The organism is Fictibacillus sp. NRS-1165, assembly GCF_050468105.1.
GTDB lineage: Bacteria > Bacillota > Bacilli > Bacillales > Fictibacillaceae > Fictibacillus_C > Fictibacillus_C terrinigri.
In genome coordinates, this window is sequence record NZ_JBDPNU010000074.1 from 1 (window position 1) to 15,573 (window position 15,573).

The 15,573-nt window shown below is 40.3% G+C and carries 17 protein-coding genes; 4 read left to right on the top strand and 13 right to left on the bottom strand.

Annotated elements, in window-relative coordinates:
- Window positions 1-188: 188 nt before the first annotated feature.
- Complete coding sequence (locus ABHN01_RS23035) at window positions 189-617, bottom strand: hypothetical protein (RefSeq protein WP_429877473.1); 429 nt, start codon at window positions 615-617, stop codon at window positions 189-191.
- 167 nt (window positions 618-784) lie between these two features.
- Here ABHN01_RS23035 and ABHN01_RS23040 point away from each other — a divergent pair, with 167 nt between their 5' ends.
- Together ABHN01_RS23040 and ABHN01_RS23045 are read left to right on the top strand one after the other, a co-directional pair.
- On the top strand, window positions 785-1,393 hold the full coding sequence (locus ABHN01_RS23040; RefSeq protein WP_429877474.1) for a TetR/AcrR family transcriptional regulator: 609 nt from the start codon (window positions 785-787) through the stop codon (window positions 1,391-1,393).
- Between the two features lie 446 nt (window positions 1,394-1,839).
- Window positions 1,840-3,033, top strand: coding sequence for an IS110 family transposase (locus ABHN01_RS23045; RefSeq protein WP_429877475.1), 1,194 nt, complete (start codon window positions 1,840-1,842; stop codon window positions 3,031-3,033).
- A 308-nt stretch (window positions 3,034-3,341) separates the two neighbouring features.
- Here the strand turns inward: ABHN01_RS23045 and ABHN01_RS23050 are convergent, their stop codons facing one another.
- From ABHN01_RS23050 to ABHN01_RS23060, 3 genes are all read right to left on the bottom strand, one after another.
- A complete protein-coding gene (locus ABHN01_RS23050) occupies window positions 3,342-3,779 on the bottom strand; it encodes a ferritin-like domain-containing protein (protein ID WP_429877476.1) in 438 nt (145 codons plus the stop codon).
- Between the two features lie 1,370 nt (window positions 3,780-5,149).
- On the bottom strand, window positions 5,150-5,326 hold the full coding sequence (locus tag ABHN01_RS23055) for a hypothetical protein (protein WP_429877477.1): 177 nt from the start codon (window positions 5,324-5,326) through the stop codon (window positions 5,150-5,152).
- Between the two features lie 780 nt (window positions 5,327-6,106).
- Window positions 6,107-6,442: a 2Fe-2S iron-sulfur cluster-binding protein gene (locus tag ABHN01_RS23060; RefSeq protein ID WP_429877478.1), complete on the bottom strand. Its 336-nt coding sequence runs from the start codon at window positions 6,440-6,442 to the stop codon at window positions 6,107-6,109.
- A 171-nt stretch (window positions 6,443-6,613) separates the two neighbouring features.
- Between ABHN01_RS23060 and ABHN01_RS23065 the strand changes: the two genes are divergently transcribed.
- Entirely contained in the window at window positions 6,614-7,420 is an 807-nt protein-coding gene (locus tag ABHN01_RS23065; protein WP_429877479.1) for an aspartate dehydrogenase, read from the top strand.
- A 32-nt stretch (window positions 7,421-7,452) separates the two neighbouring features.
- Here ABHN01_RS23065 and ABHN01_RS23070 read toward each other — a convergent pair whose 3' ends face one another.
- From ABHN01_RS23070 to ABHN01_RS23110, 9 genes are all read right to left on the bottom strand, one after another.
- On the bottom strand, window positions 7,453-8,124 hold the full coding sequence (locus ABHN01_RS23070) for a GntR family transcriptional regulator (protein ID WP_429877480.1): 672 nt from the start codon (window positions 8,122-8,124) through the stop codon (window positions 7,453-7,455).
- A gap of 75 nt (window positions 8,125-8,199) precedes the next feature.
- Window positions 8,200-8,736: a chromate transporter gene (locus tag ABHN01_RS23075; protein ID WP_429877481.1), complete on the bottom strand. Its 537-nt coding sequence runs from the start codon at window positions 8,734-8,736 to the stop codon at window positions 8,200-8,202.
- Window positions 8,733-9,329 carry a chromate transporter gene (locus ABHN01_RS23080; protein WP_429877482.1) on the bottom strand — a complete coding sequence of 199 codons (597 nt, stop codon included), beginning with the start codon at window positions 9,327-9,329 and terminating at the stop codon, window positions 8,733-8,735. The genes ABHN01_RS23075 and ABHN01_RS23080 overlap by 4 nt, the downstream gene beginning before the upstream one ends.
- 68 nt (window positions 9,330-9,397) lie before the next feature.
- Window positions 9,398-9,877, bottom strand: a complete 480-nt coding sequence (locus tag ABHN01_RS23085; protein ID WP_429877483.1) for a GlcG/HbpS family heme-binding protein — start codon at window positions 9,875-9,877, stop codon at window positions 9,398-9,400.
- A 20-nt stretch (window positions 9,878-9,897) separates the two neighbouring features.
- A complete protein-coding gene (locus ABHN01_RS23090) occupies window positions 9,898-11,358 on the bottom strand; it encodes an aldehyde dehydrogenase family protein (RefSeq protein WP_429877484.1) in 1,461 nt (486 codons plus the stop codon).
- A 94-nt stretch (window positions 11,359-11,452) separates the two neighbouring features.
- Complete coding sequence (locus tag ABHN01_RS23095; protein WP_429877485.1) at window positions 11,453-12,172, bottom strand: TenA family transcriptional regulator; 720 nt, start codon at window positions 12,170-12,172, stop codon at window positions 11,453-11,455.
- Between the two features lie 120 nt (window positions 12,173-12,292).
- Complete coding sequence (locus ABHN01_RS23100; RefSeq protein ID WP_429877486.1) at window positions 12,293-13,762, bottom strand: hypothetical protein; 1,470 nt, start codon at window positions 13,760-13,762, stop codon at window positions 12,293-12,295.
- A 36-nt stretch (window positions 13,763-13,798) separates the two neighbouring features.
- On the bottom strand, window positions 13,799-14,563 hold the full coding sequence (locus tag ABHN01_RS23105) for a creatininase family protein (RefSeq protein ID WP_429877487.1): 765 nt from the start codon (window positions 14,561-14,563) through the stop codon (window positions 13,799-13,801).
- A gap of 37 nt (window positions 14,564-14,600) precedes the next feature.
- Window positions 14,601-14,933 (bottom strand): 2Fe-2S iron-sulfur cluster-binding protein, encoded by a 333-nt coding sequence (locus ABHN01_RS23110; RefSeq protein ID WP_429877488.1) that lies wholly within the window; start codon window positions 14,931-14,933, stop codon window positions 14,601-14,603.
- Between the two features lie 253 nt (window positions 14,934-15,186).
- Here ABHN01_RS23110 and ABHN01_RS23115 point away from each other — a divergent pair, with 253 nt between their 5' ends.
- Window positions 15,187-15,519: a hypothetical protein gene (locus ABHN01_RS23115; protein WP_429877489.1), complete on the top strand. Its 333-nt coding sequence runs from the start codon at window positions 15,187-15,189 to the stop codon at window positions 15,517-15,519.
- Window positions 15,520-15,573: the final 54 nt, after the last annotated feature.

Consider the following 15,573-nt stretch of genomic DNA (forward strand, 5'->3'; position numbering starts at 1 on the left):
ATTCAGGTTACAGTTCATCAAATAGATCGGTTTTGCTCTTCAACTATTGTGGAAGATCAGTAAATATGTTAATCAAGAATTCCTTCTTCTAGTTACTTGCTCGTTAGCTATAGATTTCGAATTCCAAAAAACAGAACAGGCGTAAGAACATTAATAATCATATCCTTAAAATGTAACTTGTTCATAGATTAGTAAGTTGCTGTGAGTGTTCCCTTGAAGTAATAATTTGACCAAGAGTCACGAATATCCACATAATATTTTTGATTTAAGGCTAAACCATAGAATCTTGCATAGGGATATCCGCCCAACCTACTAAAACCAATCCATCCTGTACAGCCAGCACCATAGGGTTTACACAAGCGTACAGCAAGCATACTTGTATCGGTGAGAGGCAATCTTTCACTATAATTATTATTGCGATTAACCTTATAAAGACTCATTAAATCGACTTCTACAACGTTTAATTGCCCTGTTGTTACACTTCCATCCCATAGGCCATCTTCAGTTTTCCAATATTGTGTAGGAGTCATTGAGGCACTTGCTTTTGGTACTGAAAATCCCAAAAGAGATAATCCCATAATCCCAGCTACAACCACATTTTTCCATTTCATTTTCATACCTTCACCTCTCCTTTTTTGTACCGGCTAGTAGTCAGTTAACCCACTTCCTTTATAAGTTATTATTCATCAATACCGACTAGTCGGTATTGACAGATTTATTATATAATGGGGATTGTGTTACAATCAATATAAATATTCAGATTTTTTTGAAAAGGGAGTTTACTATGTTAAATCATCATCAGAAACAATCACAAGAAACCATTAGCAAATTAATACGATCAGGAATTGAATTATTTTCTAAGCAAGGCTATTCTAGTACAAGCATTGATGAGGTTGTAAAACACGCTGGTTATTCTAAAGGCGGTTTCTACGCTCACTTTGCGAACAAAGAAGAGTTCTTAATGAAAATTATAAGAAGTGGAATGACTTTTTACTTTGAAGAGTTAGAGTTCGTGCTTAACCAAGAGAATCGTGACTTATTAAAGGGTTTTAAAGAATACTCTTTGTCTATGGCGACCAGAGCATATGGTGAGGGTTTTTCTCCTATGTTTCTTCAAGCATGTATGATTTCAAATGAATTACCACAAATAAAGGAAAGATTGATTTTTCAAATGGAAGAATGGAGACAATTTATGACTCTTTACATTCAAGAAATGAAAGACGAAGGGATTGTCGGAAGTGCATTAGATGCCAGAACGTTAGCAACCTCAGCAATGGCAATCTTTAATGGATTTAATTTACAACATTTTGTAGATGAAAGGATTGATCCGAAAGGTATGGTAGAAACCTTTCTTGAACTTCTTCAAATTCAAGAACCTACTAAAAAAGGTTAATAAAAGGAATTACTTTGAGTGTTCTAAATAGCCTTATTAATCTGGTTTGCGTAAACTTTGATTTATCTACGATGTATACAAACCTGCATAATCGAATAAAACAACCCTCTGAACTTGAACTTCAAGGGGGTTGTTTTATGAGCGCTTATTTAAAGTTGAAATTATTGTTGTATACAACTTCTTCTTCAACAAAATGGCCCGATCGTATTATGAGGTTAACCAGTTCCATCTGGTTAGCCTATTTATAGGTTATTCTTTAGGTAGCCGGGGGAGGACGTTCTGGCCCGTGGGACCAAGATCCCGTCCGTAATACTGTCCACCCCCCTACTTGTAGAAACATGTTTGAGGCTGGTTGGGACGTGATCCCGTATAAAAAGCGAAGCTATGAAACTACAAGTTAGGATAAGGGGCTACCGGCTAAAACAAAAAAGGAGACGTGATAATGAATGGATCCGGTCATTGGCCTGGATGTCGCAAAAGGAAAAACCCAAGTACAAGCCTTTTTACAGAAGAAGAATCCTTACAAGAAAAGCTTTACGTTTGAGCATAATGTTTTGGGGCTACACGATTTTTATCGCTTTTATCAAGAAGTTGAAGAAGTTGCAGGTCTACCTCCGGCAGTCGTTTTTGAATCGACGGGGCATTACCATGAACCTGTCCTACAGTTTTTAGAGGATAAGCAAGTCATTTATTATCTCGTCAATCCGGTTCTTTCATATGAAGCCAAAAAAGCCAGTTTGAGAAAAGTCAAAACCGATGCAATTGATGCTTTTCATTTAGGTGAGCTTTATTACAAAAACGAGGACCTAAAACCTTTCCAGAAAAAGAGTATTAAAATGATGAACTTGCGAAATTTAACACGTCAACACGACTCTTTGACAGGAACCTACGTACAAACAAAACTTCAATTTCTAACAATATTAGATCAAGTATTCCCTGAATATAAAAAGGTTTTCGGAGCCCTATATTCGCCCACCTCATTAGGAACGTTACTCCAATATCAAACACCACAAGGTGTTAAGGAGGAAACAGTGGATCAGATCGCTGAAGTGATTCTGAAACAAGGAGCTAAACGCTCTTATAACTGGGCATTAGAGAAAGCTCATAACCTAAAGGAAGCAGCCGATAGAGACCCCTTTAAACGCAACTTATATTCGAGTCATATCACTAGTCTCACCATGTACATTCAAATTCTTCTTCAATACCAAAGGCACCTATCCCAACTAATTGAAGAGATAGATGCCCTGGCAGTTGAGGAATATGAGATTATCCGATCAATCCCCGGTATTGGTGGAAAGATTGCCGCCACAATCATCTCCGAAATTGGGGAAATCGATCAGTTCAATCACCCAAAGAAGTTGGTTGCTTACGCAGGAATTGACCCAAGCGTTTTTGAGTCAGGTAAGTTTAAGGCAACCATCAACAAAATCACAAAAAGAGGATCTACACGCCTTCGGCAAACTCTCTATACAGCTGTGCAGTGTGGAATAACGAAGAATCGCAATCCAAAACTAAGAGCTTATTACGATAAAAAGCGCGAAGAAGGAAAACCGCATAAAGTGGCTATCATTGCTTGTGCAAATAAGCTTATCCATTGGATTTATGCATTATTAAATCGTAAAGAGGCATTTAAGGTTTAAATACAGACCAATAAAATACTTTAATTACAATAACTTCAAATTCATGTTTTTGAAGTTTATTTAGTATGTTCTTTATTATTGTAACATGTCGTTTTAAACTTTTTTAGACTTATCTATTGACCTTCTATTAGCTGGTATTGTTGATCAAACATCTGGAAACCACTCTTCAACTAAATGCCTCGTTAGTTCAACAAAAAAGTAAAATTAGCACGCTAGTTAACATAAGGGCAGCTATCGGAAGCGTAAAAAAACCGACCTCCTTAAAGGAAGTCGGTTTTTTTATAATTATTTTTAAATAAACACTACATTTAATGTCTCTTGGTGTAAAAATATAAAAACCATACCGCATGGTTCTGTTCGTCCCATGCTGCCCTACGGAACTGTTCCCTGATATAGGGTGTCTGTGCCTTATCGGCGATCTCTAAATAAAAATCCACCGTCTTTTGTTCATCTTCAATGGCAACCTCCAGCCCTTTTATATAATCGTTCGGGCATTGCTCCGTTATTTGTGGTGTTGGTTGTCGTCCAGTTAGCTGTGTATAGATAGCAGAAAAAACATGATAATGATTGATCTCATCCTGGCGAATTTCTAAAATGCGATCTCTTTCTTTTTCCGAAGGTGCAATCTGGGCTAAATGTTGATAACAAGCGATGGCACTGTATTGTCCATTGATTGCTTGAGATATATCATTAATTAGATTAGCATCCTGTTGTTGACGGTCATAATTATAAGAATTAGCATACATTCAATCAAACACCTACTTTCACTTTTTAATCTGTTTATTTTATGACACTGTGCCTAAAGTGTGTTCATATGTATCTACGGGTGGGTGGGTTTCAGACAGATTTTACAGAAAAAACGCAAGCTAATTGACATAATTGCAGTTCCCGGAACCAAGTAACCAAACAAAACCCTGAATTCGGCCAAATCAGCCTAAATTCAGGGTTTTTCTTTGTGTAAAGAGAGGGAAAAAGCACGGTTTCTGGAAGGGGCCTTATCTTCCATTTTCGTGGGTTCTCTCCGTTTCTCTATCCTATGTGTCATTTGACAATTCCGTTACAAACCAGGTTGGCCATAAGGCCCGTCACAGGCGTTTGAAAACGCCTAAAGGGAATGTTAACATACCACCATACACCCTCCTACACATTAAAAAGAATGCACCTCACATTTTTTGTGAGGTGCATTCTTTTGGATTAAACTCTTCTCAACTCGATGGAAGGCCGAGTCTTCCGATCATCAGCAAATTGATCCAGCATGATGATAATCAGAAAATAAGGGGTCATTAAGGGTTATGGTTATATGAATGTAGGCTACACGGGAGATCGTGGATATCTTCGTAAATGATTCTAAGCCCTTACAAAACAAGGGCTAAGAACTTTATCTTGCACGAAATCTCCCTACGTTCCTCATGTGTCCGTAAAACTGTGCCTGACGTGAAAAGGTTATCAGTTCACCTTTGGCTCACTCGTTTGCTACGCGCCAAACAGTTAATAAAAAAATATCCCTTCTTTTAGTAATCTGTCTAAAAGAAGGGATACAAAGTTCGGCGGAGGTTCGTTGGAAAAAATCCTTAATTTCACCTTACCATACTCATGTATTTAAATTAAGGAAAAAGTAATGGTAATATCTATAGTCGCATAAACATTACTCAACTTAGTGATTATTATTGTCAAAGAGATGACAAAAAAGTAATCCCCCCTGCCACCACAACAGTTAAGATTACTCTTTTGTCTAAAAGTGTTTAATTGTAACGGTGGCCGTCCTTCTTAACGGTCCGTGTGGCTGTTCCCCCATGTTATTATGGGTACAGCTTGTAATTAACTTATGCTAATTCTGGCTTTATTATATACCAATTCTATACCCTTAATTCAATTCCTTCCTCTCCTGGGGAGTATTTTTGATATCAAAAAAAGGGAGAGATTAATGCCATATCCGAAGGCATATTAAATTAAATCAATCGATGAAACTTCCGTTAATTTCTTTGGTGTTAATGACTGTATTATTTTGTCCTTTGATGCTACATCGATGTAACAGGTCCAATAAATGATTGACTTGCTCCAATCGTGTTGAAGGTTCCAGGAACCTCTAAAACTGGACAGTGAAATCATTTATCCGTTATGTAGTTTTCTTATTTGCTACTTTTAACTCATAAAAGAGCGACCAGCTTACGGCTGTGATGATGTTTACACTAAGGTGCGGAAGATCACCTATGATAACATGTACTGTCCCTTGTATGATTGCAGTTGCGAAAGCAGCAAGGATACCTGATCTTAAAAAAAGGGTATTCATCATTGTATTATCTCCAATATTTTGGGTAAGTATGTATCTCTATATGTAATATAACATATCTTGTTTGATTTACCCTATACGCAAATAGGGGCACCAAACGTTAATACTAGCGTCAATTATTTGTAGAATTTTATTAATCACTAAGTTTTGTATTACTGTGATCCCTTTCTTTACTTTAACTTATGCTTCTAAAGTTGCTAATAAAATTCTTACATTAATTAATCATCTCTTTCGAGTAGAGCATACTTACTAAGGTTCACACAAAGAAAACACTTCTTTTTTTTAATATTTATTGTTGAGAATACTTACCTTTCAGTTGATTCCTAACGAGGTTCAATAACAATTTGGTATACAATTAGTAAAATTAAATAAAAATATTACCCGATATTATAAAAAAATTTAACAAATGGTATACCATTTTACTAAATGATATTGATAATCAATTAGCAATGGATTATAATGAAGTTAATCTTTTGGTGGGGGGATTCTATATGTTCCATTATTTATTTTACTCTAAAAAAGTCCAACAACTAGCTGATCGCAAATTTCAGAATTTGTTTAAACTCATAAAATAGAAAAATCCGCCGTCAAATGGCGGATTTTTCTTTGCTCCGATAAGTAAACGAGTGAGAATAAAAAAGTTTATAATGTGCTTGTTTTCCGCAAAAAAAGCATGGTTGCAATGGTAAAATCTTTTTCACGTGAGGAGCATCCAGTTTACCGACACCATCCACGATATGTTTTTTACATACGAGCACGGCTTTTTCATCCCTTTCATTCATATTACTTAGTAGCAATCATTTTGACGATCTTTCTCTTCTGCACCATTTTGGTGATTTCAGGATCCCATGACAATGAAACATCACCATTTATAAATGTCTGGCAGCCCAGCCGATACCCTTGTTCCAAAAGCTCTTCACCTAGTTTTTTTTTCTCTGCAGGTTTCACTTGATCCACATTTTCTAAACCTCTTTCAATTTTACACACGCATGTCCCGCATGTTCCCCCGCCACAGCGGTTTGGAAGATCCCCATCATAGCGCAAGGACATTCTCAACACACTTGAATGATCAGGTACTTCAAACTCTTTATCACTGGTAATAAAATGAAGTTTCGGCATGGTTTTAAACCTCCCCATTCTCTTATGGTATACAATATACCATTAAGCCCCCTATAAAACAATGAGTTTTTATAATATTTGCACTATTTTTGCGATTTATATTGACCCTGTCTTCCCATCGGTTATACTTTTAGTATACCAAGTACTATTCTGTGAAGGTGGGTGTAAAAGTTGATAAATGTTGGTCTCATTGGCTACGGAGCAATCGGTCAGGATATTGCTTCCTATTTTCAGGATCATTTTAAAGGCGAGACCACCTTGAAAGGAATCCTTGTTCGATCCCCTGAAAAGATACGGAATATTCCTAACTCAGGGTGTATACTTACGAATAACGCAGATGAATTTTTTGCAAGCGGGTTGGATGTCATTATCGAAGCAGCCGGCCATAATGCCCTGGAGTCATTAGGGGCAAAAGCTTTGGCATCTGGTGCCCATCTGATCATCGTTTCGGTGGGTGCTTTGAGGGATGAAACCCTTTTACATACTTTAAAAGAAACCGCAAAGACGAATGGAACCAAATTAATCATTCCATCTGCAGCCATTGGCGGCCTTGACCGGATAACAGCGGCTTCAATGGGAAAGTTGGAAAGTGTAACACTAGTCACAAGAAAACCCCCGCGGGCTTGGAAAGGGACCTTCGTTGAAGAGAAAGTCGACCTTACATCCCTAAAGGAGCCAGTCTGTGTGTTTCAAGGAAACTCAAATGAGTCAGCCAGGATTTTTCCTGAAAGTGTGAATGTTTCCGCTGCACTTAGTCTCGCTGGCCTTGGATTTAAAGAAACAAAAGTGAAGGTATACGTGGATCCTACTATCGACAAAAATACACATGAAGTCAGGGCTACTGGAAAATTCGGCAGCATCAAACTTGAAGTTCAGAATACACCTTTTCCTGAAAACCCAAAATCAAGCTATATTGTCTCCATGAGTGTCATCAAAGCTTTGACCCATTTGTTTTCGCCAGTGGTGATCGGCATTTAAAAAAGGGCAGGAAACGAAATAATCTTCGTTTTCTACCCTTTTTTATTTTGTTTCACATAATTAATGTAGGCTCTCTTTGAATTTTCGATATGGATTTTTGTTAAGTACTCTCCCATTTCCACATCTTTATTCCTTACAGCCTTCATGATTTCTAAATGTTCTTTCATGGATTCTTCTTTTCTCCCTGGAGTCTCATAACTCGTATTGGAGAAAATTCGAATGTAATCCGTCAGGCCAGTCAACAATTCGTATAGCTTGGGGCTCTTTGCAGCTTTATGCAGGATCTGATTTGTATCCAAATGAAGCTTCGACACTTCCGCTTCTGTTAACCCATCCAAATTTTGCAGCTTTACGATGACCTGATCGAACTCCAACTGTGTTTTGTCATCCATTTTTTGAGCAGCAAGCTTTGCAGCCAGCACTTCCAAAGATGATAAAATCGTAAATACTTCCACTACCTCGTCTTCACTGATCCGTTCGACCACGACTCCTTTACGAGGAACCGTTTTCACAAATCCTTGGGACTCCAAGCGGAAGAGCGCCTCACGTATAGGCGTTCTGCTGATGTGAAGCTTGTCAGCCAATTCCCGTTCAACCAGCCGGTCGCCCGCTTTGTACTCGCCATTTAAAATCATATCCTTTAAATAACGGTATGCACGTTCACGAATTGAGAGTAAGTCTTCTTCGGCCCACTTGCTTTGCATGTACCCACCTACTGTCTAAAAATTGTATACCAATTATATCTTGTTTTATCTAAAGAAACAATATTTCCAATGTTTTCATATGTGGGAGAGAAAAATCCCTCCATAAAAAAGGGAAGCGACAATGACTATGGCTGGGTGAATTTTTATCTTTTCCATGGCCACGTAGCTGCCCGCGCCGAGCAGAATCAAGTGCAGCCAGCCCATTTCCTCAAAAGCAGACAATAAGAACTGGTATGCAAGTACGGCTAGAAGGACCGCAATCACCGGTTGAACGGACCGTGTCATCCATTTGATCTGCAATGCATCTTTAAAGCGGTTTTGAAACGCAAACAAAAGTATGACCGCAATTGCAGAAGGACCTATGGTTGCAAACAATGCCAGTATGGAGCCAAACACTCCTCCTACCTCATATCCGATGTAACCTCCCATTTTTGTTGCGATCGGGCCGGGCAGAACATTAGCCATAGCCAGCAAATCTCCAAATTCTTTATTTGTCATCCAGCCATAATGCTGTACCACTTCATTTTGGATCAAAGGAATCGTGGACGGCCCCCCTCCATAGCCAAGCAAGTTAGCGACAAAGAAGGCCCAAAAAATATGTAAATATATCATAGCTGCCGTTCCCTTTCTCGCATAACAGGCCGCTTCCATCCTTGAGCTTTCTTGATCTTATAGGTTGATAGTATAAAAGCACCTGCTAAAAACAAGCCAATGACAATACCAGGATGCAGGGAGATGCCTTGAAGCAAAAGGAAAGACACAATAGCAAGCACCACCATCCACTTGTTTCCCATCGTTTTTTTGCTCTTCGCTAAAAATTGAAACGCTAAAACAGCAAGCATAACACCAATGACTGGGCTCACTCCGGTTACCATCCCTTTTACGACAGGAGAATGCCGAAACGAATATAAAAATCCAAGAAGGACCATCATGGCAATGCTCGAAGGGAGAATATGGACCAAGATGGCCACAGCCGCACCCGCTGATCCCTTCACTTTGTACCCGATATAAGCGGCCATTTTCGTGGCAATGGGACCTGGAAGTGTATTCGCCAAGGCCAATGTTTCACCAAACTCATCTTCATTCATCCATTTGTATTTCTTTACGGCTTCATATTGAATTAATGGAATAATCGAAGGGCCGCCTCCGTACCCAGTCACCCCTGTCCTTGCAAAGCCAACACATAAATCCACATAAGCTTTCATACAAATCCCCCTTCGAAAATGACGGTAATCACCAAAGGGCTGCCTCCCTTAACTGGCAGCCCTTTCTCCTATCGTTTTATATCAGCGGTTGCCACGACTTCATATCCGTCTTTGGAGAGGTCTTCCTTCAATGCTTGAAGAGCAGCAACACCAACCGTTGTATCCTGTTCACCGTTGCCTCCGCTAATGCCTATTCCTCCAATGACCTCACCATTGACCACGACAGGGAATCCCCCTACAAAAATAGCAAACTTTCCGTCGAGCATATGCTGTATACCAAACGCTTCATTTCCTGGTAAAGCAGGCCCGTTCGGTTCTTTATTAAACAGATGTGTGGACCGTTTGTGGCCGGCAGCCGTGTATCCCTTGGCAATAGCAATTTCTGGACCGGTAATCCTCGCGCCATCCATCCTTTCCAGGAGAATGGGGTATCCGCCATCATCGACAACGACTATCGTTTCAAGCACATTGATTTCTTCTGCCTTTTTTTTAGCCGCTTCCATCATTATTCTTGCTTCCTTCAATTCAAGTTTCATAGTCTTTTTCATGATGTTCCCCCTGTCCCATTCTAATGTCCAAAATAAACGGTTTTGGTTTGTGTAAAAAATTCCAGGCCCACTCTTCCAGATTCACGGAATGTCGACGTGCTTGATTTTTTAATACCGCCAAACGGTGCATTCATGAGATTGCCCGTAGTGGTTCGGTTGGATTTTACGGTCCCGGCTTCGGCTTCCTTTACAAAGCGTTCGATATAGTTTAGCTGTTTGGTCACAATGGAAGCGGAGAGACCGTATTCCACATTATTTGCAATCGAAATTGCTTCTTCGTAATCATCGGCTTCAATTACACAGATCACAGGGCCAAAAATTTCTTCCTGTTCGATCCTCATCCCGGGAGTTACATCGGTAAAAACTGCCGGGCTTACATAGAATCCTTCATCATACCCTGTACCCGTTAGCTGTTCTCCGCCACAAAGCAGCGTCGCGCCCTCATTTTTGCCAATGTGTATATAGTCGAGAACATTCTTTAATTGCTTTTCATTGGCCATCGGTCCCATAGATACCCCTTTTGTGAACCCATCAGCAATCTTGAGCCCTTTCGCCTTCTGAACAAGCCGGTTCGTAAATTCTTCTTTTATACTTTTCATAACAATGGCTCTGCTCGTACCTGTACACGCCTGCCCGCTTAAACCAAACCCTCCATTCACTGTCAATTGGACGGCTTCATCCAAATCGGCATCCTCCATTACGATCAGCGGGTTCTTGCCCCCAAGCTCCATCTGTGTTCTCGTTGTTAGTGATACTGAACGGTGGATTTGTTCTCCTGCATTCGTGGATCCGGTGAATGTGACTCCCCTGACCGCGGGATGTTTGACCAAAATCTCCCCAATTTCTCTTGAAGAGCCGGTGACATAATTCAGCACGCCTTTAGGAAGACCGGCCTCATGCAGTGCTTCCACCAATCTGTAACCGACCAATGGAGAGTCGGAAGATGGCTTAAACACAACCGCATTACCGGTTATCAATGCAGGGGCAATCTTTCTGGCAGGGATGGATAAAGGAAAGTTCCAAGGCGTAATGACGGTGATTACTCCTAATGGTTCCTTTACGGTATAAACTCTTAGATTGGGGTCATCGTTTGGAAATGTTTCTCCCGTATAGCTGACACCCTCCACTGCATAATATCGCAGGGTTTCCGCAGAGCGTTTTACTTCATTTAAACTCGCTCCAAATGGTTTTCCTACTTCTTTTGTCAGTTCTTCAGCAATTTGCTCGGAGCGGCTGTCCAGAATATCAGCTGCTTTTGTTAAAATGGCCGCACGCTTGAAAGGTGCTGTGCAAGACCATGAGGAGAAAGCTTTCCTTGCTGCATCTAACGCCTTTTTTGCCGTATTCTCACTTGATGCTTGAAAATAACCGACAACTTCTTTTTTAGCTGCCGGATTAATGCTTGGAAATACACGTTCTTCGGTCAGCCACTCACCATTAATATAGTTTCCAAAGGATTTTACTGCTGTAGTTGTTGGCACGGTGTTACCTCCTTGCTTCAATTAAAAATGAGGGCAGTTCCTCTCTATTGGAGAAACTGCCTGATATTTGCTTGTTTACATGAAAAACATCGGCTTAGGATTGGACGGTTTCAAGGTCCTTAGCTACATATGTGTTATAGAGGCCGTCCATGTACATCCTGCGCATTTTGGCTCCTGTTCTAACGACATCCAGACATTTTTGCTGCAATTCTACCGTGTCCGCACACTCCAGAACGATTTTGTAGCCCCGTTCCCCATGAATCTCATCAGACACAATATGTAAATCAAAAAATTCAATTTGTTCGTCGTCAAATCCATATTTTTCTCTTAGTATTGGTGTTTGCTTTCGATAGATATCCGGGACCTGGGATTCTAGTCCAACGACCAGGGCAGCAGTTGCAACGACGAAATTTTCTCTCATAGCAATGGAGTAACACCAGCTTTGCAATCCTAATGTGGTAGGAGCCATGTTTTCTGGATTCTCCACTCTTTCCCGGGTTGTTCCGCACGTTTCCGCAAAACGGATCAGAAGATCGGTATGCCTGTCTGCTGCAAGTTCCTCTTCATACATGTTTTGAAGGGTAAAATCCTTCGCTTCTGTGTACTTCTCCGGAGTATGAGCGTAAATATAAGCTAGATAATCAGCAAATGGTCCGACATAGTGATAGTGGTTCTCTGCCCATCTGGCAAAATGGTCCCGTGATAGTTTTCCAGTGGCCCATGCTTCTGTAAAAGGCGCCTTTTGACTATGATTGCCCTTGATTGCTTCCTCCAACTGTTTACGAAACTCATCTTTTGTTAATAATTCAGCCATTTTTAACTCCTCCTTTAAAATAGTTCACTCGGTATATTGTATTTGGTATACCATTTGAGTTTATACTAACCCTGCCTACCGACCGCTGTCAATAACTTTATTGAATTTTCTAACTATTTTTTACCAAATAAGTAAAGCGGCTAACGTAGCAACACATAATCCAATGAGCACCGGAAAGAAATTCTTTCTCGCTAGTTCAATGACAGACACTCCGCAGAAACCGGCAACAGCTACTAAAGAGGACCAGGCAATCAACGTTCCCCCACCTGTCCATACCGCTCCCATTTGACCGATCGCAGCAAGAGTTGAGGGATCAACACCTGTCCCATGGTGAAGGGCTCCCGACAACGCACCAGTCAAAGGCAAACCGGCAAAACCAGCACCATCTAAACCCGTTATGATTCCAATAACTAAAATACCAAACCCGGTTATAAATCCGCTTTGGGGAATAAGGTTCTGGGCCGATTGAACAATATCAAACAAAAAAGCAGGTTTAGAAGCATCGACTGGGAGAGAAAGTATAGCGGAAGCAAAATCACCACTGCCCAGAAAAAAGAATCCTGCAATTGGGATAACAGGCCCCATAGCCCGAAAAGCGAACACAAAACCATCCGTAATATGATCACTAATCTTCTCAAATGCGTGTAATCTTCCAAAGGAAACACTGGCCAGAACAAGAAGAACAATGGCGACACCCCCTATAAAAGCGGCTCCGTCCCCGCCTTCAAGGCCGGTCATCTTACTCCCGGAAAATTTCATGGAGAACATATAAATCATAACTGCTAGCATGGAAAGTGGAACAACCACAGCAAAGATACTTCCCCATCTGTTCCGCTCTTTTTCTGAAACATACATTTCAGACGCGGCTGAAACTTCAGATTTAATTTCCTCTTCCATTTTCATCTGGTCATTAGACATGCTGTCAATTAAAGATAGATTAGGAGCGTAATTAGGCTGTTTGATATTTTTCCTTTCTCTAACATACGTAATTCCTAGGGCTGTAAAACCTGTAATAAGGGAAAGAAATAGAACCTTGGAAGCGACAGCAGCAGTTGGAATGCCGGCAGCTTTCGCGCTAAGCATTGGAGCTACCTGCATAATATAATCGGATGACAACGCCATACCCTGGCCTGCCATAGCAACCGCCATCGCTGCAGCCATAGGGGGAAGGCCTGCTCTTACCGCAGCAGGAACCAGCAGTGCACAAATTAAAGGTACCGCTGGGGTCGGCCAAAAAAACAAAGATACAACATAAGTGATTAGCGCGAGGCAAAGAAAAGCAATATGACCATTAACCATGATCTTTTGAACAGGAGCAATCATTTTTTGATCGGCTCCTAAGTCTTTAAGAGATTTGAGCAGAGCAACCATAAACGTAATGATCAAAAAGATACTGAATAACTCTTTTGCGGCAACCAAGTTTGCATTAAACACTGCCTTCAGACCGCCAACGAACGATCCTGTGTAAATACTGGCAACAAGTAAAGTTCCTAATAGCGTCGGTAAAACAATGCCCTTTCGAAAAAGCATGATGATAATTACAGACACTGTAACAATTGCATACATACCATGTGCAAGTGTCAAAGTCATACCTAGCACCCCTCTATTGGTTGAAAGTAGGTGATTCTACTGAGCCTTAATGGTCGTGCCGATAATATCTTTTAATGTTAGTTCTAAATTTTCTAGCGCTTCCTCTACTATTTCTCTTCCTATATCTTCTCTGCTTTGAGTGGCATCGCCGATACATCCATTCGCTGTCATTTCCTCATATTGATAAGGACCCTGTACAGGACTGTTAGGGCGAAGATATTTCCAAGTCCCTTCTTTGATCGCCCCTTTTTGGAGCTTGTCCAATCTTACAATAGAAGGTGCCAGATAAAGGGCTTCAGATACCTCCCGTTCACAGCTGTGACCAAATAGTGGAGAGTGAATATGGCGTTGAATCGAATGTTTTGCAGATCCAGTCGTTTTTGCGAAATAGATCTTTACACCTAGTTTTTGCGACAATTCCGTACTGGCAACACTTAAGGTAGACTGGTTGCCTCCGTGGGCATTTAACAATAAAAACTGAGTGATACCGTGCTGTTTTAAAGAATAAACGATGTCATGGATAAGTGAAATTAAAGTGGACGGTTGAAGAGCGATAGTTCCTGGAAAGTTCAAATGATGGGATGAAACGCCCATATTGATAGTAGGAGCAACAACGGCATGGGGATACAGTCTTTCTCCCAAGCGAATGGCCATTTTTTCAGCTAAAACCGCATCACAGTTCTCGGTAAGATGCGGGCCATGTTGTTCATGAGCTCCAATAGGTATAATCGCCAGATCAATGGTGGATAGAGCGTGCTGCACTTCTGGATACGTCATATCTGCTAAAACATATACACTCAAACGACATCTCCTCCTATACATTGGGGGTTAGTAACAATTAACGATTTACCGCTGTGGAATATTGTATACCTTTTGTGTTAAAATTTTTTTCTTGTACTAATTCCAAATCTCCTTTAACTGTAAGCTGGCACGTTAAACGAAATCCCTCTTCTAGGAGTTTCCCCAGCATTTTTTCCTCCTTCCAATTCGGCGGATCAAGGGTTTCAGCGCCTTTAACCACTTGAGATACGCATTTGGTACACTTCCCCATTCCACAACCATAACGCAGTTTTGGAAATTCTTTAATACCAGCCAAGACTACCAGATTGCTATTTTCCTTTACTTCTTGTTCATACAATTGGCCATCCTGAAGCAAACGAACGAATGGCATACAATCACCTCTCTCTAAGTTTTAAAATGTTACAATTTTCTGAAACTTGTAAATATAGTTTTGATTATAACTAACGGTTTTTTAATTGTAAATGCTAAATATGAGCAGAAAAATAGAAAAAACAATAAAATCAATCTATTTTACTAAATATTCTAAAAACTATTGATTCTTATTCTTTTCGAAGGTAAGATACCTTTATGGTATACAAAATACAACGCATTAAGAAATACTACTTTAAAACTGAGGTGATTATGTGAGTAAGTATATTGTGTTAACCAACAAAGACACTTATCAAACCACTGTAAAAGGGGAAGGACTGGAGCCGGTCGAAACCTATGATTTCTACTTTTTTGATAAAGTAAAAGCAACTTACACGATTGCCAAAGTTACAAACGACAATGTAAAAATTCAACTCACGGAACATTATGAAGGAAGAGAGTACGTCAATCAGATCAGGGTAAAGTTCTTTGAAACTTTTGATACGGTAGAAGCTGCAAGAGAGGAATTGAACGAACTGGTAGCGGCTTCGGGTTCGGGCCCTGACTCTAAATATTCCAAACTTGTACTCGCAGAACCTGTTTCCTAATCATTTCTCAGTGGATAAACACAACATCATACTTAAAAAAGGGGCTGTCCAATA

Coding starts and splice junctions, on each gene's coding strand:
- ABHN01_RS23035 (WP_429877473.1), bottom strand. CDS start 617: ATGAAAATGAAATGGAAAAATGTGGTTGTAGCTGGGATTATGGGATTA.
- ABHN01_RS23040 (WP_429877474.1), top strand. CDS start 785: ATGTTAAATCATCATCAGAAACAATCACAAGAAACCATTAGCAAATTA.
- ABHN01_RS23045 (WP_429877475.1), top strand. CDS start 1,840: ATGGATCCGGTCATTGGCCTGGATGTCGCAAAAGGAAAAACCCAAGTA.
- ABHN01_RS23050 (WP_429877476.1), bottom strand. CDS start 3,779: ATGTATGCTAATTCTTATAATTATGACCGTCAACAACAGGATGCTAAT.
- ABHN01_RS23055 (WP_429877477.1), bottom strand. CDS start 5,326: ATGATGAATACCCTTTTTTTAAGATCAGGTATCCTTGCTGCTTTCGCA.
- ABHN01_RS23060 (WP_429877478.1), bottom strand. CDS start 6,442: ATGCCGAAACTTCATTTTATTACCAGTGATAAAGAGTTTGAAGTACCT.
- ABHN01_RS23070 (WP_429877480.1), bottom strand. CDS start 8,124: ATGCAAAGCAAGTGGGCCGAAGAAGACTTACTCTCAATTCGTGAACGT.
- ABHN01_RS23075 (WP_429877481.1), bottom strand. CDS start 8,736: ATGATATATTTACATATTTTTTGGGCCTTCTTTGTCGCTAACTTGCTT.
- ABHN01_RS23080 (WP_429877482.1), bottom strand. CDS start 9,329: ATGAAAGCTTATGTGGATTTATGTGTTGGCTTTGCAAGGACAGGGGTG.
- ABHN01_RS23085 (WP_429877483.1), bottom strand. CDS start 9,877: ATGAAAAAGACTATGAAACTTGAATTGAAGGAAGCAAGAATAATGATG.
- ABHN01_RS23095 (WP_429877485.1), bottom strand. CDS start 12,172: ATGGCTGAATTATTAACAAAAGATGAGTTTCGTAAACAGTTGGAGGAA.
- ABHN01_RS23100 (WP_429877486.1), bottom strand. CDS start 13,762: ATGACTTTGACACTTGCACATGGTATGTATGCAATTGTTACAGTGTCT.
- ABHN01_RS23110 (WP_429877488.1), bottom strand. CDS start 14,933: ATGCCATTCGTTCGTTTGCTTCAGGATGGCCAATTGTATGAACAAGAA.